Raw genomic sequence first — 25,463 nt, forward strand, 5'->3', positions numbered from 1 at the left:
TTACCGCGGCCACCCTATCGGGTAGCACATAGGGCCTAAGTTGCCCCCCACCATGCCTGATGACAGGCTGAGAGCGCCGGGCTCAAACACAAAGCTCCGTACCAGAGTGTTGAACAACCCCTGACATGCCTAAGGTGTTCAACAGCCTGCGAGAGAGAGCAACCGGAACGGCCGCACGCGAGTAGTACCTTTGAATACACTATTTAGGAGCCAAACAGTGAGCAGTAAACTCGAACAACTCAAGCAAATGACCGACGTGGTTGCCGATACCGGCGACATTGAAGCGATTAAACTGTACAAGCCACAAGACGCCACCACCAACCCCTCTTTGCTGCTTAAAGCCGCGCAACTGCCGGGCTATAAGTCTCTGTTGGATGCCTGCATTAGCGCCGCGCAAAAAGAAGGTGGCAGCTCGGACGAGCAGCTGAAATACGCTTGCGACCACTTGGCGGTGGCCATTGGCTGCGAAATCCTGAAACTGGTACCCGGCCGTATTTCTACCGAAGTAGACGCGCGTTTGAGCTTTGACACCAACGCCAGCATCGACAAGGCCCACCACCTGATCGATTTGTACCAGCAAAACGGCATTGATAAGTCTCGTGTACTGATCAAACTGGCCTCAACCTGGGAAGGTATCCGCGCCGCCGAGCAGCTGGAAAAAGAAGGTATCAACTGTAACCTGACCCTGCTGTTTGGTTTTAACCAGGCCGCCGCCTGTGCCGATGCCGGGGTATTTTTGATCTCGCCTTTCGTGGGCCGCATTCTGGACTGGTACAAAAAAGCCACCGGCGAAGACTACACCTCTGAGACCGATCCGGGTGTTAAGTCTGTGCGTCACATCTACAACTACTACAAGCAGCACAACTACGATACTGTGGTTATGGGTGCAAGCTTCCGCAACACCGGCGAAATTGAAGCCTTGGCTGGCTGCGACCGCTTGACCATCAGCCCGCAGTTGCTGAAAGAGCTGGACGAAGACACCGGCTCGTTGGAGCGCGTATTGTCGCCCAGCAACACTGGCGAAAGCATCGACAAGCTGATCGATACCGAAAGCTCTTTCCGCTTTGGCATGAACGACGACGCCATGGCAACCGAGAAGCTGGCCGAAGGTATTCGCAACTTCGCGATTGACCAAGTTAAGCTGGAAGACCTGCTGAAAGAGCTGGCCAGTGCTTAATCGCATCGCCCGCTTTTTTGAGAGCCGTCTGTCTAAGACAGACGGCGACTCTGCCGCCCTGACCGACGATGAGAAACACATGGCCGCCGCTGCCCTATTAATGGAAGTGGCCGCGACCGACCGAGTGTTTGACGACGCCGAGCTGACAGCGTTTAAAGATATTCTGGCCGAGGTGTACGGCTTGTCGTCTGAGGAAGTCGATGAACTGCAAACCCGCGCCCAGCAAAAGCAGGAAGATGCGACCTCGCTGTTTCAGTTTACCCAACTGATCAACGATCACTTTTCCCACGAGGAGAAGTTCGTACTGGTAAGATCGATGTGGCAGGTGGCTTACGCCGATGGCGACTTGGATAAGTACGAAGAGAACCTGATTCGCCGCGTGGCCGAGCTGATTTATTTATCTCACACCGACTTTTTAGTGGCCCGTAACCAGGCCCGAGACGAGCGCGGCTAAACACCGCGTTTGTCGATCGACCTGCGGGTTATTGATCCCCTTCCAGCATATTGACCAGATCGGTAAAAGTCTCTTGGTTTTCTCGGTTCAGTCCCATCAATACCCGGTGAGCCTCGATGACCTTATGCTTTATCTGTTCGTCGTTATCGGTAATTTCAGGCGCGAGTGGTTGGGTGGCTTCGACCGGCTTATCCAGTTCGCCCACAATGGTAAAGATATCCGCAAACCCCATGGTATCGAGAATGCGATTAATACTGGAATTGGTGGATAAGATCACCGGGCGGGCACTGACTCGCTCCTCACCCAGAATAGAAATTTTCGCCATCAGGCCCAAAGTCGTACTGTCGATAGCTTCGGCGTCGGATAAATCGAACAATACGCCGCTGAAATTCTCGCGGGCAAACATATCGTCGATAAACTGATCAAACGAAATACAAAGGGTCAGGCGAACATCACCCACCATTTTTATCACAAAAACACCGGCGTGATCGGCAACCAGAATCTGGCCAGGTCGCATGGCTAAAAACCTCGGGTAATGGTCAATATCGCGATATCGTCGGGCGTGTCGTTGACATCGGCAACGCCTAAAGCATCGCACACCCTGTCTAAATTCTGCGCCTTTTGCGCCATTAATTCCAGTAAAACGCTTTCTTTTTTCTGCAAAGTGGGCGCATCAAGAATTTCCAGTACACCGTCGGAGAAACACACCAAAGAAAACTGCTCGGGTAGCTGGCAAGAATGCACTTGCCACTGGATGTCTTTGAATATTCCCACCGGTTTACCACTGCCGGGTAAAAACTTTGCCTCGCCATCAACCACCAGAATAGGCATGGGCAGATGCCCGGCCACCACATAGCGCATTTGCCCGGTATGGGTATCGATAACCCCCACAAAAAAGGTCAGATGATGATTGAGGCTGGTTTCATTAATCTCGCGATTAATGTCCGCCAGCATTTCCCCGGTACCGGCTTCAAAGGATTCCTCCGTGCTGAACAACCCTTCTTCACGCACCATACGGCTGACCAAATGTTTAAGCCAAATGGTGACAAACGCCGACGAGGCACCGTGCCCCGATACATCCGCCAGATAGAACGCCAGATAACGGCGCCCCACATGAGCATAATCGACAAAGTCACCGCTTAAATAGAGCGATGGGGCAATATGGTGGGCAATGGAATACCCCTCGGCGGTTTGCTGGGGAGTGGGCAGTAAACGCCGCTGAACTTGTCGCCCGGCTACCTGATCGCGCTCGAGAACGCGCAAGTTCTCGCGCAGCCCTTTGTTGGCGAACTCCAGCTTTTCGCGGTATTTTTTATTCTGCGCCAACAGATCACAGCGCTCCAGTGCCTTTTCCACCGAATGGACCAGCACTTCCATATCCACTATGGGTTTAATTAAGTAATCGCAGGCGCCCAAGCGCAGAGCCGAAACCACATCACTCATCACCCCGGCGCCGGAAATGACAATCACCGGTATTTCCGAGGAGATCTCATGCAGACGCTGGAGTACCGCCAAACCGTCCATAGAAGGCATTCGCAGATCGGTAATCACCAAATCTATGCCGCCGCGCGCGTAGAGAGCCAAGCCGGTGGGACCATCTTCCGCCTCAACCACGCCATAGCCGCTGTCTTCTAAAAAGGCAGCGATGCTGTGTCTGACAGGTTTGTCGTCATCGATAATGAGGAGCGTGTGACTGGTATCGGTCATTACTGTACCCGTGATGCCATAGTGGCTTGTGGCCCGCATCACACTTATAGGTTTAGCGGTGAAAGCTGGGGCCTTGCACAATGGCGCATAACAGTACTCCCTTATACCCCTTCACGCAAGGTCTGTGGTATTCACGGTCGTTCGCTGCTACTCTTGAAAAAACCAATAAAGATCAGGAACTGAGTATGAGCATTTCTGACAAGTCCTACCACGAAAAACGCGATTTTATCCGAATGAAAATCGACGCTCCGCTAGAGGCAACCCTGACGGGCGATATGGGCACTTACAGTGGCGCCTGTACCGAGCTAAGCGGAGGCGGAATGCAAGTTCTGCTGGACACCGCCTTAGTAGAGGGCAGTGAGTGGGAGGTAAATATTACCTCTGAGCACGGCCACAGCCCGCAACTAAGGGCTATCGTGAAAATTGTGCGGGTAGAGGAAAAAACCGACGCCGGCTATCCGACCGGATTCCAGATTACCGAAGTCATTAACTAGTGAGCTAGACCCCGCGCGTCAATAGGCCGGGGCAGACTGAGATTAAAAATCGTCGAAGTCGTCCAACCCACTGCCGAACTCGTCTTCTACCTCGCCATCGTTAATCAAATATTCGCGGCGCTGCAGGTAGATATCACGAAACAAGGTGTACTTGTCGGCGCCGATATCCTGCTCAAGGCTCAGCAAACGAGCGCGGGTGTCCACCAGCTCGGCCACTTTTATTTCATAACTGGTGCGGGTGTGACCAATATAGGTTTTAGGGTCGGTAAACCAATCCACCGGAGTTGCCGCAGCGTCGCGCAGAGTGCGGGGACCAAACACGGGCAGTACGATATAGGGGCCGTCGGAGACACCCCACGCTGCTAGGGTTTGGCCAAAGTCTTCCCCCTCGGCACGGTTGAGCCCCATATGCGCGGCGACATCGAAAATACCCGCGACCCCCAGGGTCGAATTAATTAAGAAACGCCCCGTATCTTTACCCGCCTGGCCAAACTTTGCCTGGAGTAAATCGTTAAAAACATTGCGCACTTCCAGCAGGTTGTAAAACACGTTGCTCACCCCCTGACGCAGGGGGCTGGGCGTCACTTTGACATACCCCTTAGCCACCGGCTTGATGACATAGCGATCAGCGGTGTCATTAAAGGCGAACATGGCGCGGTTAAAGTCTTCCCAAGGGTCCTGCGGATCTTGGGTTTGGGCCGCAGCGCCACCGGCACTAAGCGCGATTACCAGCGCCAAAACACCCAAAAACCCTTTAAAGCAAAAGCTAAAGGGTTGGCTTGAGCCGGAGCACAAAACAAAACGGTAGGAAGTCATCCTGTTTTCCATGGAATAGGTGGTTGGATTCAACCAAAAATGAATGATGGTTCATATTTTAGCGAATCCGCCTGAGCAATACAATCAAAGCGCGTCAATCAATCGTCGCTTTCGCCGTCACAGCGGAACTGCATCACTAACACTGTCCCTTGTTTGTCAGATTTATAGGCTTCTGTTACCAAATTCGCCACCCGTGGAGCACACCGAGCGGCAGCTTGCTGAGCTATCGAGTAACGCGCTTGAACTAAGCTTAGAGGATCGGATACGGTCTGCTTAAAACCAAACCCCTTTTCCCCCATCGCCTCTTGGGAGGTTGGCGTGATATTGGCAGGCGCGGTATCGGCAGACCTGGGCTCATCGCTTCCCCCCAAGTTCGCCAACCAGCCATTTAACCCTTCATCGCGATAATCGCATTCCGAAATACGATTGACCGCGTCATTGGATTCGATCATATCCACAGCCGGCTCGCATTCGGCCCGCTCGGCGCGGGCCCCAATGCTGACCAGAGCCAGTATCAGCGTCAGGCTCAGTGTTTGCAGACGATTTGACATTAAAACTTCAGCTCCATCCCCACGCCCAGATAGTTATCATCGCGAATCACATCGTCTTCATTGTTAGTGTAGTAGACAAACGCTCGGGTGCGCTTATCGAACTTGTAGTCGCCGCCAATACTGAACGTCTCGCGGCCCTCTACCTTAATATCGGATTGGCCGTATTGGGTTTTAAAAATCCACTTATCAGTCAGCTTCCACTGCAGTGAGGCAAAATAGCCGTTGCCCTCGTTGGTCTGTTGCTCGTACTTCTCCCAGGCGGCGCCCAGCATAACCGCGCCCAGGGTATAGGAGCTTACCAAGCGCAGGGTTTTCTGATCTTCGACATTCTCTTCAATGTCCCGATCGACCGCCGCCGCTAAATACAAGCCATTATTGTCGTAGGCCAGCGAGGTCGACCAGCCGTCGATACCATCGGTTTCCTTGGTTACATAAGCCGCTTTGGCAGTTAGCGGCCCCCAGGATTTGGGGCTAACATACTGCACCACGTTCTTGCTGCGGTTTTCACCGGCAAAAATATTGCGGATATCGCCCTCGAGGTCATTAAACAGATCCACCTTTGAAGCCGAGGTTTTCAACGGCGAATCGTAAACACCGCCCATTAAGGTGCCATAGCGGGTTTGCAGCCCCAAATAAATGTTGCGCTGGGTGAGGGTTTGGCCGTCTTTATCGCCATCGTCCACACTGGTTTCGTACTCGAGCCGGTAAATCACCAGCACGTCCTCGGCAATGGCGTTATCGCCCATTAAGCCAATGCGCGACGAATTACTCTGCAGTTCGATCTCGCGGTCGCCGGCTTCATCGGCGTGTTGCAAAGCCACATTAGCCTTACCATATAGGGTAACGGCGCCCGCCGACTGTCCCACCAATGCCAGAGCTGCAACCCCTAAAATCTTTTTTTGCATGTGCTTTTCACCCCTAAATGACAATTCAGTGTCACTACGGTTAATTTTTAATGACAGTTTAATGACAACAGCGCCGCATACTGAGGGCAAAATGTTTCAGTATTGTGACAATAGCTATCTTATTTTGAAATGTCGGCACCACCGTCACCTACTGCAAGCATAGCCTCAGTTTTACGGTTTAGCCCATAAAATATCCCGCGTTTGCAGGTCTGCGAGCAAGTCGGAGGCAAAGGGAAGCAACTGCGAGGGGGTGGGATGGGCAATTTCCGCAGCCAAGGTAGCCAACATCTGCTCGCCAGTACCGTCACCGGACTGTAATAATTTGATAAACCTCAAAGTAATCTCATTGGAGAGCATAAACTCCACTCGATCGGCGCGGTTGCGATACACTAGTAGAAAAGTCATAGCATCCGGGGCCTCTGAGGGCTGAAAGTCTCGCCCTAACAAATGCACCGGATAGCGATAGCTAAGGCACCACAACAAAGGCGAGACCTGAATCCGGTGCGACAACAGGCTATCCACCCTCTCCACCTCGGGCAGTTCGGCGATGGCGACGTCCAGAGCCAGTTCAACCCACTCATAGTGGGCGAGCTCAAGCAAAAACGGGGGGTCTGAGGGGGTTGGCGGGCGCTCTCGCTGCAGGTAGTGCAAAAACTCCTGGCTGATTTCTAAAAAATACGGGCTTTGACTGTGGTGGCGCTGGACAAAGTCCCGCACCAGGGCGTGCCACGCCGAGTCGGAGAGTATTTCCCGCAGGACGGGAAACCCGCCGGCGATAAAGCCTTCGATATTGTTGTAGATTAAATCGCGGTAGATAGTTAGGCGCCGCGCCTCAATATCGTCCGGAGCCGGCTGTCCATCTGGATCGCGTAAATACTTTGCAAACCGTGCCTGGAGGGTTTCGCCAGCGGTACTCATGCCGGGGCCAGCTCGGGCTGAGCCTGATGCTGATAGCGGCGAATCTGCCCCACTTCTGCCAGCAACTCCGGGATGGGGGGAAGGTTAAAATCGCGTTCAAGCAGTGTGGGAACAGGGCCAGACAGTTGGTAAAAGGTCTCCAGTAGCTGCCAAGCAGGCGCTTCTACCGGCGCGCCGTGGGTATCCACGCGCAGATCTTCGGCCTCGTGGTAGTGCCCGGCAATATGCGCGTAGGCCACCCGCTCGAGGGGCAAGCTGCGCAAAAAGGCGTCGGCATCGTAGCGGTGGTTAATGCTGTTGACCACAATATTGTTAATATCCAGCAGCAAGCTGCAATCGGCCTCGGCTACGACTTGGTTAATAAACTCGCTCTCGCTCATTTGCTGCCCCGGCGCGCAATAGTAAGAGGCGTTTTCTATGGCGATACGCTGCCCCAGAATATCCTGGGCCCGGCGAATACGGGCAGCCACCCGGTGCACAGAATCTTCGGTAAAGGGAATGGGCAACAAGTCATACAGCTGGCCCTCGTCGCTGCAAAAGCTTAAATGTTCAGAATAGCCGCGAATATTATGCTCGGTCATAAACCGTTTCACCGAACGCAGCAGATCTTCGTTAAGCGGATCGCGCGAACCAATCGAGAGCGACAGCCCATGGCAGACAAAAGGGAAACGCTCGGTGTAGGCGCGCAGCTGTTTTGCCAAACGCCCGCCCACGCCTATCCAGTTTTCGGGCGCCACTTCCATAAAATTAATGCTGTCTGGCCCGACATCACTCAGGCCAGTTAAAAGGCTTCGGCGCAGGCCCAGGCCCGCACCGGAAACCTCGAAGCGATGCTCACTCATTCGTGGCCGCACTTACCCTCGCCGCATTTACCTTCTTTATCGGCTTTGGCTTCGGCCTTATCGCCGCCGCATTTACCTTCGCCACATTTACCTTCTTTCTCAGCCTTGGCGGGCTTATCGGCGCCACATTTTCCCTCGCCGCACTTGCCTTCGCCCTCGGCTTTCTCACCGCCGCACCGGCCCTCTTTGTCGGCCTTCTCTTCGCCGCATTTGCCCTCGCCACACTTGCCTTCGCTGTGATCAGCGGCAAGCTTGTAACCGCCATCCAGCGACTGGGCGGCAAAGGGGTTTTCATCGGCAGCCGCCATAGGTGCGGCCGACATACCAGCAATAAACGCGGCGCCTACCGCCGCTGCCATAGGGGATTTAAATGATTTATTCATATTGTTTTCTCCACAGTAAAAGTCATTAAAACTCTCGCCAACCGCTTTACTATAGTGGATTTACCCCGCAAATTGTTACTACCAGCTCGCGTTTTTAGCCTGTAGCCTCTTGCCAGAGTTTGTTCAAACGCTTGGCCGATACCGGAAATTTGGTTTTCAGCGTCTGCGCAAACAGCGATACCCGTAGCTCTTCAATACCCCAGCGGTAGCGCTCAAGCGCCGGGTTTTCACGCAGGAGATAATCGCCATGCTTGGTTAAATACTCTTCTAGGCGCGCTTGGTGGGGCTCGATTTCCACCATCATCAAGCGGTCCTTTTGGACGTTTAAGGCCGCTTTTTCCAGACGTAAAACAATGGCCCCTAAATACCGGGGGTATTCGGTAAACCAATCAAACGGGGTGTGAAACACCATTTTGGGGTAGAACAAACCGTCCAGCTGGTGGCTGATATCACCGGCCGCCAGGGCAATGGCCAGGGCGTTTTTACTCTGTTTAAGAGACTTCTTCACCCCTACCACCTTGGCCAGGCTATCCACCAGTGTGGCCTCCAACTGTTGCGCGCGCTCCACCAGATCGGGTTTGACCTTAGCCACGGCTGCGGCAAAGGCGGCCTCATCGCGAGGGAGTTCACCGCCCGGTAGACCCAACTGGCGCGCGGCGGCCATACAAATATCGTCCACTACGTCGGCGCGCTTGCCTATTTGCACCACGGTCAGGCCCAGCTCTTTGCCTTTAAGCAACTCTTTGTGCAGATACTTCACTGTGTCGCGACACTCGAGCAAAATCAGCCGCGCCACCCCGGCCAGAGAGTGGTCGTGCGCCTGGCGCGGATCGTCCAACACCTCCATCGACGCAGAATCGGCTTTATCCACCAGGGCCGGATAGGCGCGAATGCTAATACCCTTGCGTTTTAGCTCTACGGTCTCAGGCAGCGGGCTGTCCCAGCGGGTGATGCCCTCGCGGGTCATATCGTCGGCGGCATCGCGAATATTGCTTTGCACCTTTTCTTTATAGCGCGCACGCAAATCCGCCAGATCGCGGCTCGCCGCAATGGTTTTACCGCGATCATCAACGACTTTGATAGTAAAACGGTAAAAATCTTCCAGCTTCTCCAGTGCCCAGTCGCTGTCTTTTACCTCTACCAGGGTTTGGCGTTTTAACTGGTGCGCCAATGCCTCGGTCAGGGGAATATTGTCCGGTGCCATGGCCGCCAGGGCTTTATCCACTACATCCGGCACGGGCACAAAGTGTTTGCGGATTGGCTTGGGCAGCGCTTTCACCATATCGATGCACTTATCGCGCAACAACCCCGGCACCAACCAATCCAGTCGGTGCTCGGGCAGTTCGTGCAACAGGCTGACCGGCACGGATACGCTAACCCCGTCATCGTCGCTGCCGGGGCTAAAGTGATAGCTGAGCGGAAAGCTAATGCCCTGCCATTCCAAGGTTTCGGGAAACTGAGCTTCGGTAATATCGGTGACCGCGCGCTGCATTAAACGCTCGCGGGGTATTTTTAGTAAATCCGGTTGCGCTTGCTCGGCCTCTTTGCGCCAGGCTTCAAAGCCGGCCCGGTTAATTACTTCGGCGGGAATGCGCTCGTCGTAAAAGGCGTATATGGTTTCGTCCTCGGCAAGAATATCCCGGCGCCGCGATTTCGCCTCTAACGCCTCAAGCTCGTCCACCAGGTTCTGATTATGGCGGAAAAACGGCGGCGGCTTTTGCCCGCGCTTTACATAGCGCCCCTCTACCAAAGCAGCGCGAATAAATACTTCGCGGCACTCAGTGGGGTTTATCTGACTGTAGTTAACCCGCTGACGCTCAACCAGAGTCAAACCGTATAAGGTGACCTTTTCAAAGGCTTTTACCTGCCCCGAACGCGGATCATAGTGGGGTTCAAAGTGGTTGCGTTTGACCAAGTGTTTGGCGGCATCGAGCAACCACTCGGGTTCAACCTTGCCCACATCCATGGCAAACAGCTGTGAGGTTTCCAGAAGCTGCGCCGCCACCATCCATTTGGGGCGTTTTTTGTGCTGCGAAGAGCCGGGAAAAATTGAAAACTTGCGATTGCGCGCGCCCAGGTACTCGCGCCCCTCGTTATGGAAACCGATATTCCCCAAAAGTCCGGTCACCAGCGCCTGATGCACCGAGTTGTAACCGGCCGGCTCGCGATTGAAACTGAGATTTAACTTTTTACAAATTAATTTAAGCTGGCGATGAATATCTCGCCATTCACGCATGCGCATAAACGACAAAAATTCTTTTTTGCACAGTTTACGCAACTGGTTTTGCGACAAATCCTGGCGCTGCTGTTCGTAATAGTTCCACAAGTTTACATAGGCAATAAAATCCGAGTGATCGTCCCAAAAGCGGCGATGCATTTGGTCGGCGGCCTGCTGCTTTTCGGCGGGTCTTTCGCGCGGGTCTTGAATGGACAGAGCGCTGACCACAATCAGAACTTCCTCCAGCGAGCCCAGTTTATCCGCCGCCAAAAGCATCCGCCCCAGGGTCGGGTCGACGGACAGTTGTGCCAGACGCCGTCCATCTTTGGTTAGCTTTTGCTTGTGATCAACTGCATGCAACTCTTGCAGTAATTTAAAACCGTCGTTAATCAGGCGCGAATCGGGCGCATCCACAAAAGGAAATTTGTGGATATCACCAATGCGCAGTTGCAGCATTTGCAGAATGACCGCCCCCAAGTTAGTGCGCAGAATTTCCGCATCGGTAAACTCGGGGCGGCTTAAAAAATCCTCTTCGCTGTACAGGCGCACACAAATACCGTCACTGACCCGGCCGCAACGGCCTTTGCGCTGGTTGGCGCTGGCCTGGGATATGGGCTCGATGGGCAAGCGCTGGACTTTGGTACGCACGCTGTAGCGGCTTACGCGAGCCACACCCGTGTCAATCACATAGCGAATGCCAGGCACCGTAATAGAGGTTTCGGCCACGTTGGTGGCCAGCACAATTCGTCGCCCTTTATGACCGGAGAACACCCGGGTTTGTTCGGCCATACTCAGGCGCGCGTAAAACGGCAGCACTTCGTAGTGACGCACATCGGCGTGGCGCAGTTGCTTGGCGGTTTCGCGAATTTCGCGTTCACCGCTTAAAAACACCAGGATATCCCCGCCGCGACCTTTACCGGTTTTGCGCTCGTGGCGATCTATTTCTTCGACCGCGTCGATAATGCTCTGGTAGATATTGGGATCGTCGCTGTCGCTATCGGCGGGCGGGCGATACCAGACCTCGACCGGGTAAGTGCGACCCGAGACTTCAATCACCGGCGCATCGTTAAAGTGTTTAGAAAAACGCTCTACATCAATGGTAGCCGAGGTAATAATCAGCTTTAAGTCCGGGCGCTTGGGCAGTAGCTGCTTTAAATAGCCCAGCAGAAAATCGATGTTTAAACTGCGCTCGTGGGCCTCATCAATAATCAGGGTATCGTAGCGATTGAGAAACGGATCCTGCTGAATTTCGGCCAGCAAAATCCCGTCGGTCATTACTTTAATTAAGGTATTTTCGTGAGCCTGTTCGGTAAAACGCACCTGGTAACCCACGGTGTCACCCAAAGGGCTGTGCAATTCTTCGGCGACCCGGGCGGCAACGGTTTGCGCGGCGATACGGCGCGGCTGAGTGTGACCAATGGTGCCGCGCACCCCGAGTCCCAACTCTAGGCATATTTTGGGAATTTGTGTGGTCTTACCCGAGCCCGTTTCCCCCGCCAACACCACCACCTGGTGATCGCGGATGAGCGCCGCTATATCGTCGCGCTTGCCACATACCGGCAGGTTTTCGGGAAATTCAATTGTCTGGGGGCACTGTTTGGCCCGCGCGGCGACCCGATCTTTGGACTGCTGCCACTCGGCTTGCCAGCGCTCGATCATCTGGTCCACCGGCTTGCCGTCCTTTTCCCGCGCGCGAATATCCTGCGCCTTGCGCTGTAGGCGATGACGGTCGCGCAGCAGCACTTGCGATAACGGCTGATCCAGATTGACGGGTAATACTGACATAACTTCTCCAGAATGGACGATCACCTGTGGTGGGTAGCGTAAGAGCTTACTGCCAGGCATCGTGCCGCAACTACAAACGGGCGCTATTGTACCTTGACCGGAGAGAGGTTTCGATTATGCAGAGAAGAGTCGGCAATACCGCCGCGAGACGGTATTGCCGGGGCAGGAAGATTACTCTTCAAGCAGTGAGCGCAGCATCCAGGCGGTTTTCTCGTGCAGCTGAATGCGCTGGGTGAGCAGATCGCCAGTGGCTTCATCATTGGCCTTGTCGACCGCGGGGTAAAGCGAGCGCGCGGTTTTAACCACCGACTCTTGTCCCGCCACCAGATTGGCAATCATCTCTTTGGCGGTGGGCACGCCCTCTTCTTCTTTAATGGTAGACAGCTCGGCGTAAGCCTTGTAGGTGCCCGGCGCCGGGTAGCCCAGAGAACGAATACGCTCGGCCAAATCATCCACCGCTGCCGCCAGCTCGGTGTACTGGTTTTCAAACATTAGGTGCAGCGTTTGAAACATGGGGCCAGTCACATTCCAGTGGTAGTTGTGCGTTTTTAGGTACAGGGTGTAGGTGTCTGCCAATACGCGGGACAGGCCTTCGGCCAGCTCTTTGCGATCCGCCTGATTAATACCAATATCGATGTCCATAAATACCTCCTGGTTCGTTTCCATCAATGTATAAAGGGCGCCTCTATTAATACAGAATCGCCTCTGGCCCCCAGGGCTTTCCGAGATCAAGGCGGCTTTGCGAAGACGGGCTTGTTGCCCGTCGAGCGAAGCCAACACAGAGATCGGGGAGCCCTGGAGGCCCCGAAGGGCACGGCCAAAACGCCCATCCGCTGTGTTGCTCTTCTTGCTAAGGGCTACGGCCATTAGCGGCGAAAAGCGCCTTGCTGAGTGAGCGTTTTGGACTCGCGCAGAGACGAACCTGTATTAGTAGAGGCGCCCTAAGCTATTATTACGCTTAAAGCCCATTGGGGCCAATGGCTTTGGCCTATTGCCACCATTACTCTTTACAATTGGGACGGCTGCGGCATTCTCAATCCTCGGCCTGAAAGATAATTTGACCGGCATCAAAAACAATTAACTCCCCGGGCGTCATCGCCTGCCATTGCTCATTGGCCGTTAATGGATTGGTCGCAATCACAGTGACAATATCATTGGGTGTAGTGTGTTCGCCAAAATCCACCGCCAAGTCGGCGTCGCTGAGCCTGGCCTCGCCAAAGGGTGCTTTGCGGGTCAGCCAGTGCAGTTTTGTGCTGCAGTAAGCGTATAAATAACGCCCCTCGCTAAACAGCAAGTTGGCCACCCCCATTTCTCGCAAATGATCGCACCAATGCTTAAGCTGGCTCCAGTAAGCGATTCGGTTGGCATCGATACGCTGGGGGGATTCAAACCGATCACGAATCTTGGCCAGCAGCCAGCAAAACACATGCTCGCTGTCGGTGGTACCCACGGGAACAAACTCCCCTAACGGCAGGCCGGCGGCATCGGCCAGTTGGCCATTGTGGGCAAAGGTCCAGTTTTGGCCCCACAGCTCGCGCACAAAGGGATGGGTGTTTTCCAAATTGACCGCCCCGACATTGGCCTCGCGAATATGGCTGATGGCAATTTCGCTTTTCATGGGAAACCGGCTGACCAGCGCGGCGATTTCAGAATCTACACTGGGCGCGCTGTCGCGAAAGGCGCGAATGCCTTTGCCCTCGTAAAACACTACACCCCAACCGTCGCGATGGGGGCCTGTGCCGCCGCCGCGCTGCAACAAACCGGTAAAGCTAAAACATAAATCGGTCGGCACATTGGCCGACATGCCCAACAGTTCACACACCCTTGTGCTCTCCTTTGACCTCAGTTCCCATCAGCATAAAGTCTTTGCCGTTTTTTTGGTATCGTTCGTAGGGTTCGGCAATCGCGGCCGGCACTTGAGCAGCCGCCAGAGACACCAACCCCAGCGATTGATAAAACCCGCCCAGATAGGGGCGACAATAACAATACAGGGGCAGATTGAGCGGCAGTAGCGCCTGCATGAGCGACCGGGCAACTCCCCGGCGCCGGTGTTCGGGCGCCACCGTTAAATGTCGCAGCAGGTATACCCCAGCGGCGGGCTCTAAAATACGAGCGGCGGCCATTATGTCGGGCGCTTGCCAGGTGTAAACACGATCGCGTTTACCGCATTTGGCTTTCTCGCCCCACGCGCGGTACAGGCGCGTCATGGTCGGATAATCTTGCAACGCCAGCGCATGCAGGGCCATTACTTCGCGTCCTTATCCGCGCTGCCGTTATCAATTTCATCCATAGGTAATAAATCGTCCACATCGGCCTGAAGGTCATCCAGCTCTATCATGGGATCTTCGACCTGAGGGACATCGGCCGACTCCTCAGCGGCGGCTTCCCCACTTTGCAGCTGCTGTTCAATATCGTCCAGTTCGGATTGAACATCGCTTTTGCGAAAACGCCGATAGAGCCAATACAACGCCGCCGCCAACGCGATATTGGCGATTGTGATTGCCGCGATGGTCCACCACCCCAGCCCCGAGTCTTTGGGTTCGGCCGCTGGGGCGGCCCTGTTAACCGCGAGGGCGGCAGAGGACGCCTGCGAGCTGGATTGATGTGTTTGCTGCGCGGCAAAGGCCTTGCGCTCGGCCTCAAGAGCGGCGCGCTCGCGCGCCAGCTGTTGCTCCAAAGCGAGAACCTCGGGGTCGGAGGCATCCAATACCGGATCGTCCACCGTGGGGTAGCGCACATATTGTGTGGGTAGAGCTTGAGTAAACTCTGTACCGTCCAGTTGCGTGCCGCTCGCCTCAAGTTCAATAACCGTGCGCGCCGGTTTGTCCGGAATAAACTCCAATTGCCAGTAACCGGCCTCGGTTAAATCCATTGCACGCATTGACGAGTCGCCGTTCGAGTCGTGCACATGGGCCACCACCGCCGACGTTTGCTTATCAATGGTTGCATGCTGAGGTGTCACCCGCACCGTATAGCTTACCTGCCCGTCACGCATATGGCGCTCCAGCTGCACCCCAAACAGTGACTCCACCCGCACACTGTGGCGCAGCTCGCGGCTAAAGGTTTTGCCGTCGATCAACAGGCGCACCTGATACAAACCAGGCTCCACCAGGCCTGTCAACTCCTGGCGCAGACACCCGCGACTGTCGGTAACCGCACTGCCCGTCGCCGTGCGCCAGGCCCCGTCTTCGCGCTTGGCTTGCAGGCGAGACCGCACCAGCTTAAGAAAAGCCGGATCGGCAAGCACTTCGCCACTGTCCGTATAACAAAACTTAAACACCAGCGGCTCGCCCGCCGGTAAATGGCTAGGCAAAGGCGCAAGCCGTACTCGCAGATCACTTAACAGGGTAATACGGTTTTGCTCGTGGGCCTGCCCCAGCACTTCCCAACGCCCGGTGGCGGGGTCGCTCACGGTAATTAAATCGTAGCCATCGGCACTGTGCCAGCGGGTATGGTCGCCGGGTTGGGACTGGGACAGTACCTGGCCATCGGGTTGTTGCAGGCGAGTGCCCCGCCCCGGGTTCGGGCGAAACACCAGGGCGGTCAACTCCTGCACCCGACTGTCCACATGAAACTCGTTGCCCTCTAAGGGCAAGCGCTCGCGCACCACCGCTTGATCGAGTATTTGCAGATACGCCTGCATCAGTTCGGCGGCGCTGTGGGCCACCACAAATAATCCGTCGGTCGCGCGCGACAGCGAGCTTAGCAGCTGGGTGTCGGCATCGTCTGAAAGCGCGATGGTGTGAATGCGAAAGTGCTGCGTCTTTAAACTTGGTAGCAGTTCGGTGAGAATTGTTTGGCGTTCGCGTGCATTCGCTTTAGCATCTTGACTGACATCGACCTTGCCGTCAGTAAGCAAAATAATATCGCTGCGCGAGCTTTGGGGCGACATACGCGAGGCCTGGCGCAGGGCATCACCAATGGGCGTGTAGAGCCCGCGGGCGTGTATCGCCGACACTTGTTCCAGCGCCAGGGACTGCCAGTTTTGCTCCGTCGGGGCAAAGGGCACCTGCAGTTTTACATCACTGCCAAAAGTCCAGACGCCCGCGTGGCTGTCGCTGTCCAACAGTTTAACAATCAGGGCGATGGCTTCGCGGCGCAGCCCATTCGGATCATTGCCCTGCATACTGCCGGAGACATCCACCAACAGGCGAACATCGGCCCCGCTTTGGGGCTCGGGCTCTGCCGACAACGTCGACGCCGCGAACAGAACCAAGGTAAACCACGCCACGACTCGATAAACCCGCATGACCTCCCCTTTTTATAATATGTACAGCCGAGATCGGCCTGGGCGAATTACTCCTCGCTGGCAACCGCTTTGGGACGACGCCAGAAACTGCTGGCGATTAAATACCCCATGGAAACCACCAGCGCCACTATCCAGATTAACGCCAGGGTCACTGCTGCATCCAGCCCCGCATCCTCGCCCTGAAACAGGGTGTTTAACACCGCGATAAACAGCGCCGGGGCGTAAACGTCCGGCTTGTCAGCCAGGTTTAAACTAAACGGCGTGAACACCAATACGGCGTAAGTGACCAATAAAAAATGCCTGATATAGCGCGACCAGTTGCGGGTGATTCGCCATACGAACAACCCCAGCAAAACGCCACCGGCGAGATAAACACACCAGGCCAACATCTGTTTATCCATTATTCATCCATCCAGTAAATAATATGCTCTTGTAAATCGTCCGGGTCGACGTCGTCTTCGCGGTAAACCTTATGGGCCACCGAAATATCAACATGGTGCACCGATTCCGGGTCGCCCGTTAATAACGGGTGCCAACCGGGCAGCGGCCGCCCCTCGGCCAACAAGCGGTAAGCACAAGTATTGGGTAACCAGTGAAACTCGGCCACATCGGCGGGCGTTAAGACCAGACAATCGGGTACTTTTTGTTGTCGGTGCGAATAATCGGTGCAGCGACAGGTGGCAGTATCCAACAGCTTACAGGCCACATTAGTATAGTAAACCTCGCCCGTGTCTTCGTCCTCAAGTTTGTGCAGGCAGCATTTGCCGCAGCCGTCGCAAAGCGACTCCCATTCGGCCCGACTCATTTCGTGCAGACGTTTACGCTGCCAGAAAACTTGCTCAGCCATTAAGTTTAGAGTTGTTCGCTTGCACCGCCAGGGCTTCGGCATCCATTTGGCTCAAGGGAGGCATTTGCAGGTAGTAGCCATCGCTGTCCAGCTTGGCCAGGACTTTTTCGATATCGGCGTGGGCCAGCTTGCGGTTTTTATCCAGCGCGAGCACCAGCGCCGGTTCGGCGCGGCCAAAGCGCTGCATCAGCGCCTCGGGTACTTTTGCCAGCCCCTCGGCTTTTTTGCAGTACAGGTACATACCCGGGTCGCGACTGCTGCGGTAAATCTGACAGATAACTTTCATTTTACCTTACCTCTTGCAAGGCCCGCTCGGCGACCTGCTGTAAATCTTTACCCAACACTTCATAGCGCCAGCCTGTTAAACGCTGGGGCAGTTCCAGCTGCCCGGCGGCAAAGCTGCGCACCAGGTGTTCGTACTCTTTTTTGCGAATCAGCAACTCGGGCGGCAAACCGATTTGTTCGGCGCGCTCGCGCACCCAGGCTTTCATGGTTTTCATGGCCGCGCCATATTCGCGGGCTAGAGGGGGGGACATTCGGGTGGGCAATTGACTTTCAGGCAGCTCGCGGGCCTGTTGCACCAGCTGCAGCAAATGGTCGCCGTCATCGCTTAGGGTGCGCTTGGGAATACCTTCAATGCGCCGTAAGCCGGCGTAATCCTCGGGCAGGCGCCGGGCAATTTCGTACAGTGGTTGCTCTTTTAGCAAACGGTTGCGGGGAATATTCCGCGCCCGCGCCTCTTGCTCGCGCCACAGACACAGCTGTTGCAAGGCGGCCACGCCGCGCGGTGGTAACTTCCAACCTAAGCCCGCTTTTAAATAGGCCTGGCTTAAATCATTGGGGGCGGCCGCCGCGGCAATCTGGGCATCGCACTCGGCGTGCACCCAGGCAAGGCGCCCCTGCTCTTTGAGCGTTTTAAGCAACTTGCCGTACACAATTAACAAGTGAGCAACATCAAGCGCTGCGTATTCGGTTTGCGCAACACTTAAGGGTCGAGCCAGCCAATCAGAGCGAGTCTCGCCTTTGGGAATCTCAATACCCAGCAGCTCGCGCACCAAACCGGCGTAACCCAGCGAATAGCCGCAGCCAGCAAAGGCCGCTGCCACTTGAGTATCAAACAGGGGGGCGGGCAAGGCGTCCAGCAAGACGGCGAACACTTCCAAGTCTTCTGAGCAGGCATGCAGCACTTTGGTGACACCCGGATTTTGCCACAGCTCGACGAGAGGCGAAAAATCGGTGATCGCCTGGGGGTCAATCAAATAGCAGCCATGGCCATCGCCCACCTGGATTAAACCGGCAATGGGATAGAAGGTATCGCTGCGCATAAATTCGGTATCCACGGCAATGGCCGCCTGCCCCGACCAGCGCTCGCACAGCTGTCGTAGTGTTTCGTTATCGTCGACCCAGGTGGGCTCGGTAGGAATGTGCATAAGCTCGCTTATAGCGTGCGACGGCTGGAAAAGGCGTGAGCCAGGGTGCCGCCATCGATGTATTCAAGCTCGCCGCCCAAGGGCACCCCATGCGCAATGCGCGATACGGTAATGCCGGCGCGTCGAGCGCGTTCGCTGATGTAGTAGGCGGTGGCCTCCCCTTCCACGGTAGGGTTGGTGGCGAGAATAATCTCGCTGACCGGTTCGGCGTCTAACAGCGTCATTAACTGATCAATGCCGATATCTTCCGGCCCCACGCCATCGATGGGCGATAAGTGCCCGAGCAGGACAAAGTATTTACCCTGATAACTGCCGGCCTGTTCAATGGCCAGCACATCGGCGGGAGTCTCTACCACGCACAGGAGTGTGTTGTCGCGCCGCTCGTTACTGCACACCCCACACAAAGGTTGTTCGGTTAGGGTGCGGCAACGCTGGCAGCGGGCCACGCCCTCGACCGCGCGACTCAGGCAATCGGCCAGCCGGGTCGCGCCGCCGCGATCATGCTCTAACAGTTGCATGGCCATGCGCTGAGCCGACTTGGGGCCCACCCCCGGCAGACAGCGCAGCGCTTGCATTAACTCATCAATTAAGGGGCTGAACATACTCGCCTTAGCCGTTAAAACGGCATTTTAAAGCCCGGGGGCATCCCCATGCCCGAGGTCATCTCGGACATTTTATCTTTGCTGTTGCTCTCCACCCGGCGCACGGCATCGTTCACCGCGGCGGCCAGTAGGTCTTCCAGCATTTCTTTGTCTTCACCCATCAGGCTGTCGTCGATCTTTACGCTTTTTACGTCGTGGCGTCCGGTCATAATCACCGAAACCATTCCCGCGCCAGCTTGGCCTTCAACCTCGGCATTGGCCAGCTCTTCCTGCATCTTTTGCATGCGCTCTTGCATCTCTTGCGCCTGCTTCATTAAATCGCCCATGCCTTTCATCATGGTGTCACCTCTTTAATCGGTTAGGAATCTACCGGCTGAACCGATTCGATATTCAGCTCGGCGGAAAAATGTTCAATCAGTTGCTGCACTATGGGGTCAGACTTAACCGCTTCAACCGCTTGGGCCAGTCGCTCGCTGCGTTTGCGCGTGGCAATTTGCGCCGGGGTCTCAGTATTGACGGCGCCCGGCTGAATCAGCGCGCGCACCGGCTCGCCAAAGTAATCACTCAGGGCATCGGCCAAGCGCTGCTGCTGGCCATCGCCAAACAGGCTGCTGTTGTTTTCATCCAGAATAAAATTCAACTGGTTGTGCTCACGGCCAATTAACTCACAGTTAGCGGCAATGTTTTTCACCACCCCGCCCACGTCCAGCCCCAGAAAAATCTGCGGCCAGGTGTGGGGCGCAGTATCGGCCAAGCTGACTTTGGCTACCGGCTCTTTCGCAGCGGGCGCTGGGACCGGAGCCTTGGGTTCTGGAGCCGGCTCTGGCTCAGCGGGCGCGGTTTGCTCCAGCACCTGGGCGAGCGCTGCCGCCGGGCCGGGCTCGGGCGGGGCCGGCTCGGCAGGGGCATACTCCTCGGGCTCGCCCATATTCGGTGGTGCCTCATCCCAGGGGGGCGGGTCTTCTGGTGCTGACTGGGTAGGGGCAGGCTGAGGAGGCACAGTCTCAGAGACTGGTACCTCAGCCGGCTCGGGCTGCGCGGCCGCTTGCGGTGCAGTCTGTGCCGCGGTGGGCTCGTCGGCGCCTGACGCCGGTTGAGTTTCAGCGCCGGACGCTGGCGCTATTGCAGCGTTTGCATCAGACGGGGTATCAGCAACAGGTGATTGCTGGGGTGCCCCAGCCGGGGGATGGGCTGACACATCGGCGGATGCCTGCGCGGATTGCGGCGCCGGTGTCGGCTTAGCCGCCTGCCCCTGATCGGCCGAGAGAGTGCGGGTGGGAATATCCGTCACACCTTGAGGCCTAAAGGCCAGCATGCGCAGCAGCACCATTTCAATGCCCGCACGCGGATCGGGCGCCAGGGGAAGATCGCGCCTACCTAACAAGCCTGTCTGATAAAACAGCTGGACATCTTCCGGGGGCAACTCCGTGGCCAGCTTCAGCACCTGGTCGCGATCGCCGTGGCTGTTGTCCACCGCCTCGGGCAGGGCCTGGCCAATGGCAATACGATGCAAAATAGACAATAAATCGGCCAGAGCGGCGGCAAAATCCGGTGCATGCTCGGCCATTTGCGCCACCGCTTCCAGTACCGCCTTGCCGTCTCCGGCCACCAGCGCGCGCAAAATATCGTAAACCGCGCTGCGATCAATGGTGCCCAGCATGGCGCGCACTTCGGCCTCGCTCACCTTGCCCGAGCCAAAGGCAATGGCCTGATCGGTCAAGCTCAGGGCGTCGCGCATACTGCCGTCAGCGGCGCGCCCCAGCTGCCACAGGGCGCTTTCCTCAAAGGGCACCATCTCGGTTTCCAGCACATGCTTGAGATGGCCAGTGACCATTTCCGGGGTCATATTCTTTAAATTGAACTGCAGACAGCGCGATAAAATCGTCACCGGCAAACGCTGGGGGTCGGTGGTCGCCAACAGGAATTTAACGTGGGGCGGCGGCTCTTCCAGGGTTTTTAACAGGGCGTTAAACGAATGGGTGGACAGCATGTGCACCTCATCGATCAGGTACACCTTGTAGCGGCCCCGGGTGGGCGCGTACTGCACGTTTTCCAGCAGCTCACGGGTGTCTTCCACCTTGGTGCGGCTGGCGGCGTCCACCTCAATCAAGTCCACAAAGCGGTTTTCGGCAATTTCCACACAGGCGGTGCACTGACCACAGGGGGTCGAACTCACACCGACTTCACAGTTAAGGCATTTGGCGAGAATACGGGCAATGGTGGTTTTACCCACCCCACGGGTGCCGGTAAACAGATAGGCGTGGTGGAGTCGGTCGTGGTCCAGCGCATTGACCAGAGCCCTTAGCACATGCTCTTGCCCCACAAGGTCGCGGAATGTGCGGGGACGCCACTTTCGTGCCAGAACCTGATAGCTCATGCCTTCCTCAATATCGCCAATGAAAAGGACCGATTATAGCTTTACCGGCGGCAAATAAACACGGGCAGAGAGAAGATCAGACAAGTAGAAGGGATAATTGGAGATGACCCCACCAGCCACACCCCGGCACATGATTTCACCGCTACCGTTGCTCCCTTCCGGGCCTGGCGGGGTTCACGGCTAATCATTGCGAGGGGACCGGCAGGGCCACCACTGCAGCGACAGAGCTGTCTGTCGAGGCCGCGCATTATCCGCAAGTTGATAGTGCTTTGCAAGGGCGCCGAGGAATTTACCGTTAAAACCCTAACGGCAAGCCCACCCCCAGCCACACCGCGAACAACAGTGTCCAGGCGCACAGAAACGCCAGCGAATAAGGCAGCATCATCGCGATTAGGGTGCCCACCCCAATCCCCGGTCGGTAGCGCGCGGCAAAGGCCAGCACCACCGCGAAATACGGCATTAACGGGGTGATAATATTGGTGACACTGTCGCCAATGCGATAGGCCATTTGACTCTGTTCGGGCGCCACCCCGAGCAGCAGCAACATGGGCACAAACACCGGTGCCAGCAGACCCCACTTGGCCGAGGCACTGCCCACAAACAAGTTAATGGCCGCGCTGATCACTATAAACGCGAGCAACAGCACCACCACATTGCCCTCAAAACCCGCCAACAGCTGGGCACCGCTGGCCGCCAGTAATTGCCCCAAGCCACTCCAACCAAACCAAGCCACCGCTTGAGCGGCGAAAAACATCAATACCAAATAACCGGCGAGCGACACCATCGCCTGCTCCATACCGCGAGTCGCCTCGCCGGGTTTATCAAAGCGACCGCTGCGCTTGCCGTACACCCAACCGGCACCGGCGGCGTAAAGGGCAATTAACGGCACCAAAGCCTTTAAAGCATTTCCCTCGCCCGCCGCCAGGGGCGAGCCTGCGGGCAACACCAGCGCCAGTACCAGTAGCGCAAAACAAACACTAAACCCAAGCACCCACCGCAGCGCTGGGCCATGGGGTGGAACCGGCGCCTCAAGAGTATCGGCGCCGGCCTCGGTCGGCTCCCGAGTTTCGGTTTGCGCCAGATAGGGGCCGACGATTTTCTCGCTCACCCACGTACCCACCAACGCCAAAACGGGCGTCGAGAATGCCGTGAAATAGTAATTGGCCGCCACGCTCACTTCGCCCCCAGGCTCGACTAATCGCAGCGCCTCGCTCGACAGCCCCGCCAACATGACATCCGCCGGACCCAGCAAAAAGTTGGCGCTGTAACCGGCCGACACCCCGGCAAAACAAGCGGCAATACCGGCCAAAGGCGAGCGCCCGGCGGCCTTAAAAAGCAAACCGGCCAGCGGAATCAGCAGCACGTAACCCACATCAAAGGCGATATTAGAAACAATACCGGCCAGCACCACCGCAAAGCTTAACCAGCGATCCGGCAGCGCCATCACCAAGCGCATCAACAAGGCTTGCAAAAGCCCCGCGCGTTCGGCCACCCCCAAGCCCAGCATGGTCACCAGTACCGCCCCTACCGGAGCAAAACCGGTAAAATTATCCACCGCATGGGTCAGCGCCCAGCGCAGCCCCTCGGCCGATAACAAGCTGCGCGCCGCAAGCACCCGCTCGCTGCCAGGCGCGCTTAACTGCCAATTCAGGTGCGCTGCCAGCGCTGAGGCCAACGCAATAATCACCGCCAAGCCCACAAATAAAGTGACCGGCGCGGGCAAGCGGTTGCCCAGTTTCTCCAGCGCGCTTAAGCGCCGTATCCAAAAACTGTCATTTTGTGCTGGCATTGTGATTTCTTCCCACTTGATTTTACTTACAGCGCCACCACATCAGTGACTACACACATTTAACGATGGAGAACACTATGGCCACGGTTACTTTGAAAGGCAATCCTATCAATACCAATGGCGACCTGCCCGCCTCGGGCCAAAACGCCCCGGCCTTTACTCTGGTAAAAGCCGATTTGAGCGAGCTGAACCTGAGCGATATGAAAGGCCAAAAAGTGGTTTTAAACATTTTCCCCAGTGTCGACACCCCTACTTGCGCCCAATCAGTGCGCACCTTTAATGAAAAAGCCAGCAGCCTGGACAACACCACGGTGGTTTGTGTATCCCACGACCTGCCCTTCGCCCAGGCACGCTTTTGCGGCGCCGAAGGGTTGGACAATGTAGTTACCGGCTCGGCCTTTCGCTCGGATTTTGCCGACCAATATGGTGTAAAGCTGGTTGACGGCCCGCTGGCCGGCGTGACCGCCCGCGCCGTGGTGGTGATTAACGAAAACGGCCAGGTCAGCTACACCCAGCTGGTCTCTGAAGTGGCGGACGAGCCGGATTACGACGCCGCACTGAAAGCATTAGCTTAACCCCCTTCGCCGGTGGCCTCTGTCACCGGCACTTTTTTTCAATCAGCTGAGTGGTATCATAGGCGCCCCCTCAACTGTATGGCCTCACTATGCTGCTATTTGTCGACAACCTCACCAATGTGGATTTCAGTTACCTGGACCCGGAGCGTGGTCTGGTCGGCGAAACCTGGCTGGCGAATATTCGCCTGCACGGCGATTTAAATGAACAGAGCATGGTGTGCGACTTTGGCCGGGTTAAAAAAGTGGTGCGCCACTGGTTAGATACCGAGCTGGACCACCGCCTGGCGGTACCGGCACGCTCACCGCATTTAACCCTTCGCGAGACAGACGACCGACTGGAACTGACTTGGCAGCTGGACGACGGCAGCCATATTTTTATGAGCAGCCCGCGCCAGGCGGTCGCCCTGGTAGACGCCGAAGTCTTGGATGCCGACTCCATTGCCCGCTGGTGCGAAACCCAGCTGGAAATCGCCTTTGCACAAAAGCTGGAAAAGTTAGAATTAGATTTCTCCACCGAGACCATTGACGGCGCCTTTTATCACTACAGCCACGGCCTTAAAAAACACGATGGCAACTGCCAGCGCATTGCCCATGGTCACCGCTCGCGCATTGATATCTGGCAAGACGGCGACAAAGCCCCGACGCTGGAGAAACACTGGGCCGAACTGTGGCGCGATATATACATCGGTACCCGCGAAGATATTTTGCACGCGGTTACCTTGGATGGGGTAGATTATCTGGAGTTTACCTACCAGGCCCCTCAGGGCGAGTTCACCCTGCGCCTGCCGCAGGCGCGCTGCTACTTGATCGATACTGACACGACGGTGGAATGTTTAGCCCAGCATATCGCCGCGGAAACCGCCCGCGCGCACCCCAACACGGATCTGCGCATTCGCGCCTACGAGGGCATCAATAAAGGGGCCGAGGCCTATCGTTAGCGGCGAACCACCTGCCCAACCTAAATCGACGCTTTTACTGCGTCTGCCCTGGCTCATCCTCGCCTGGGCGAGCTTGTTCTTGGGCATGCTTGGGGCCTTCTTTCCGGTACTGCCCACAGTGCCATTTTTGCTCGTCGCCGCCTGGGCAGCCTCACGCGGCTCGCCGCGATTACACCGCTGGCTCTATCGCCACCGAACCTTTGGCCCAACCTTAAAAGCCTGGCACGACCACAAAGCCGTGCCCCGCTACGCCAAACGCCTGACCCCGCTGCTCTTGCTGGGCAGCTTGGCCATTATGTTTCTGGTCGGCGCTAATCTCTGGGTGGTAGGCACCTGCGCGGTTATTTTTGTTGGCGTTACCGCCTACCTGTGGAGTCGACCGGATGCCTGAACATGGCGCAGCGGC

Annotated in this window: 27 protein-coding genes and 1 other RNA gene; 6 read left to right on the top strand and 22 right to left on the bottom strand. The window is 56.2% G+C overall.

What is annotated here, in order from left to right:
* Positions 1–217 precede the first annotated feature (217 nt).
* Both tal and M6D89_RS06880 read left to right on the top strand, forming a co-directional pair.
* On the top strand, positions 218–1,177 hold the full coding sequence (gene tal / locus M6D89_RS06875; protein WP_253967281.1) for a transaldolase: 960 nt from the start codon (positions 218–220) through the stop codon (positions 1,175–1,177).
* The gene (locus M6D89_RS06880) at positions 1,170–1,631 is read left to right on the top strand and encodes a tellurite resistance TerB family protein (protein WP_253967282.1); all 462 of its coding nucleotides are present in this window, start codon (positions 1,170–1,172) and stop codon (positions 1,629–1,631) included. Before tal ends, M6D89_RS06880 begins: the two co-directional genes overlap by 8 nt.
* Positions 1,632–1,659: 28 nt before the next feature.
* On the opposite strand, the gene M6D89_RS06885 is transcribed toward M6D89_RS06880, so the two are convergent.
* Positions 1,660–2,148 carry an STAS domain-containing protein gene (locus M6D89_RS06885; protein ID WP_253967283.1) on the bottom strand — a complete coding sequence of 163 codons (489 nt, stop codon included), beginning with the start codon at positions 2,146–2,148 and terminating at the stop codon, positions 1,660–1,662.
* Between the two features lie 2 nt (positions 2,149–2,150).
* A complete protein-coding gene (locus M6D89_RS06890) occupies positions 2,151–3,338 on the bottom strand; it encodes a SpoIIE family protein phosphatase (protein ID WP_253967284.1) in 1,188 nt (395 codons plus the stop codon).
* A 185-nt stretch (positions 3,339–3,523) separates the two neighbouring features.
* Here M6D89_RS06890 and M6D89_RS06895 point away from each other — a divergent pair, with 185 nt between their 5' ends.
* Positions 3,524–3,832 (top strand): PilZ domain-containing protein, encoded by a 309-nt coding sequence (locus M6D89_RS06895; RefSeq protein WP_253967285.1) that lies wholly within the window; start codon positions 3,524–3,526, stop codon positions 3,830–3,832.
* A gap of 42 nt (positions 3,833–3,874) precedes the next feature.
* Here M6D89_RS06895 and M6D89_RS06900 read toward each other — a convergent pair whose 3' ends face one another.
* From M6D89_RS06900 to M6D89_RS06995, 20 genes are all read right to left on the bottom strand, one after another.
* Complete coding sequence (locus tag M6D89_RS06900; protein WP_253967286.1) at positions 3,875–4,648, bottom strand: MlaA family lipoprotein; 774 nt, start codon at positions 4,646–4,648, stop codon at positions 3,875–3,877.
* Positions 4,649–4,746: 98 nt separating this feature from the next.
* Positions 4,747–5,199, bottom strand: coding sequence for a hypothetical protein (locus M6D89_RS06905; protein WP_253967287.1), 453 nt, complete (start codon positions 5,197–5,199; stop codon positions 4,747–4,749).
* On the bottom strand, positions 5,199–6,104 hold the full coding sequence (locus tag M6D89_RS06910; protein WP_253967288.1) for a porin: 906 nt from the start codon (positions 6,102–6,104) through the stop codon (positions 5,199–5,201). The genes M6D89_RS06905 and M6D89_RS06910 overlap by 1 nt, the downstream gene beginning before the upstream one ends.
* Before the next feature lie 171 nt (positions 6,105–6,275).
* Positions 6,276–7,022 (bottom strand): HvfC family RiPP maturation protein, encoded by a 747-nt coding sequence (locus M6D89_RS06915; RefSeq protein ID WP_253967289.1) that lies wholly within the window; start codon positions 7,020–7,022, stop codon positions 6,276–6,278.
* Positions 7,019–7,864, bottom strand: coding sequence for an HvfB family MNIO-type RiPP peptide maturase (locus tag M6D89_RS06920; protein ID WP_253967290.1), 846 nt, complete (start codon positions 7,862–7,864; stop codon positions 7,019–7,021). The genes M6D89_RS06915 and M6D89_RS06920 overlap by 4 nt, the downstream gene beginning before the upstream one ends.
* Complete coding sequence (locus M6D89_RS06925; protein ID WP_253967291.1) at positions 7,861–8,247, bottom strand: HvfA family oxazolone/thioamide-modified RiPP metallophore; 387 nt, start codon at positions 8,245–8,247, stop codon at positions 7,861–7,863. The genes M6D89_RS06920 and M6D89_RS06925 overlap by 4 nt, the downstream gene beginning before the upstream one ends.
* A gap of 94 nt (positions 8,248–8,341) precedes the next feature.
* Positions 8,342–12,250, bottom strand: coding sequence for an ATP-dependent RNA helicase HrpA (gene hrpA, locus M6D89_RS06930; RefSeq protein WP_253967292.1), 3,909 nt, complete (start codon positions 12,248–12,250; stop codon positions 8,342–8,344).
* 171 nt (positions 12,251–12,421) lie between these two features.
* Positions 12,422–12,892, bottom strand: a complete 471-nt coding sequence (locus M6D89_RS06935) for a Dps family protein (RefSeq protein ID WP_253967293.1) — start codon at positions 12,890–12,892, stop codon at positions 12,422–12,424.
* 391 nt (positions 12,893–13,283) lie between these two features.
* Positions 13,284–14,072: a class II glutamine amidotransferase gene (locus tag M6D89_RS06940; protein ID WP_253967294.1), complete on the bottom strand. Its 789-nt coding sequence runs from the start codon at positions 14,070–14,072 to the stop codon at positions 13,284–13,286.
* A complete protein-coding gene (locus tag M6D89_RS06945; protein WP_253967295.1) occupies positions 14,065–14,496 on the bottom strand; it encodes a GNAT family N-acetyltransferase in 432 nt (143 codons plus the stop codon). The genes M6D89_RS06940 and M6D89_RS06945 overlap by 8 nt, the downstream gene beginning before the upstream one ends.
* Positions 14,496–16,499 carry a vWA domain-containing protein gene (locus tag M6D89_RS06950; RefSeq protein ID WP_253967296.1) on the bottom strand — a complete coding sequence of 668 codons (2,004 nt, stop codon included), beginning with the start codon at positions 16,497–16,499 and terminating at the stop codon, positions 14,496–14,498. The genes M6D89_RS06945 and M6D89_RS06950 overlap by 1 nt, the downstream gene beginning before the upstream one ends.
* A gap of 47 nt (positions 16,500–16,546) precedes the next feature.
* The gene (locus M6D89_RS06955) at positions 16,547–16,900 is read right to left on the bottom strand and encodes a hypothetical protein (RefSeq protein WP_253967297.1); all 354 of its coding nucleotides are present in this window, start codon (positions 16,898–16,900) and stop codon (positions 16,547–16,549) included.
* On the bottom strand, positions 16,900–17,346 hold the full coding sequence (locus M6D89_RS06960; protein ID WP_253967298.1) for a YcgN family cysteine cluster protein: 447 nt from the start codon (positions 17,344–17,346) through the stop codon (positions 16,900–16,902). The genes M6D89_RS06955 and M6D89_RS06960 overlap by 1 nt, the downstream gene beginning before the upstream one ends.
* Positions 17,339–17,632 carry a YcgL domain-containing protein gene (locus M6D89_RS06965; RefSeq protein ID WP_253967299.1) on the bottom strand — a complete coding sequence of 98 codons (294 nt, stop codon included), beginning with the start codon at positions 17,630–17,632 and terminating at the stop codon, positions 17,339–17,341. The genes M6D89_RS06960 and M6D89_RS06965 overlap by 8 nt, the downstream gene beginning before the upstream one ends.
* A 1-nt stretch (position 17,633) precedes the next feature.
* A complete protein-coding gene (gene rnd / locus M6D89_RS06970) occupies positions 17,634–18,776 on the bottom strand; it encodes a ribonuclease D (RefSeq protein ID WP_253967300.1) in 1,143 nt (380 codons plus the stop codon).
* An 8-nt stretch (positions 18,777–18,784) separates the two neighbouring features.
* Positions 18,785–19,378, bottom strand: coding sequence for a recombination mediator RecR (gene recR, locus M6D89_RS06975; RefSeq protein WP_253967301.1), 594 nt, complete (start codon positions 19,376–19,378; stop codon positions 18,785–18,787).
* Positions 19,379–19,392: 14 nt separating this feature from the next.
* A complete protein-coding gene (locus tag M6D89_RS06980; RefSeq protein WP_472924532.1) occupies positions 19,393–19,713 on the bottom strand; it encodes a YbaB/EbfC family nucleoid-associated protein in 321 nt (106 codons plus the stop codon).
* 23 nt (positions 19,714–19,736) lie between these two features.
* Positions 19,737–21,755 carry a DNA polymerase III subunit gamma/tau gene (dnaX, locus tag M6D89_RS06985; protein ID WP_253967303.1) on the bottom strand — a complete coding sequence of 673 codons (2,019 nt, stop codon included), beginning with the start codon at positions 21,753–21,755 and terminating at the stop codon, positions 19,737–19,739.
* Positions 21,756–21,862: 107 nt separating this feature from the next.
* Positions 21,863–21,959, bottom strand: an RNA gene (gene ffs / locus M6D89_RS06990) — signal recognition particle sRNA small type.
* Between the two features lie 91 nt (positions 21,960–22,050).
* Entirely contained in the window at positions 22,051–23,544 is a 1,494-nt protein-coding gene (locus M6D89_RS06995; protein ID WP_253967304.1) for an AbgT family transporter, read from the bottom strand.
* Between the two features lie 77 nt (positions 23,545–23,621).
* Between M6D89_RS06995 and tpx the strand changes: the two genes are divergently transcribed.
* The 3 genes from tpx to M6D89_RS07010 all read left to right on the top strand — a co-directional run bounded on the left by tpx (position 23,622) and on the right by M6D89_RS07010 (position 25,448).
* The gene (gene tpx, locus M6D89_RS07000) at positions 23,622–24,119 is read left to right on the top strand and encodes a thiol peroxidase (RefSeq protein WP_253967305.1); all 498 of its coding nucleotides are present in this window, start codon (positions 23,622–23,624) and stop codon (positions 24,117–24,119) included.
* Positions 24,120–24,208: 89 nt separating this feature from the next.
* Complete coding sequence (locus tag M6D89_RS07005; protein ID WP_253967306.1) at positions 24,209–25,057, top strand: 6-carboxytetrahydropterin synthase; 849 nt, start codon at positions 24,209–24,211, stop codon at positions 25,055–25,057.
* 43 nt (positions 25,058–25,100) lie between these two features.
* The gene (locus M6D89_RS07010) at positions 25,101–25,448 is read left to right on the top strand and encodes a YbaN family protein (RefSeq protein WP_256504532.1); all 348 of its coding nucleotides are present in this window, start codon (positions 25,101–25,103) and stop codon (positions 25,446–25,448) included.
* Positions 25,449–25,463 lie beyond the last annotated feature (15 nt).

The organism is Gilvimarinus xylanilyticus, from assembly GCF_024195295.1.
Taxonomy (GTDB): domain Bacteria; phylum Pseudomonadota; class Gammaproteobacteria; order Pseudomonadales; family Cellvibrionaceae; genus Gilvimarinus; species Gilvimarinus xylanilyticus.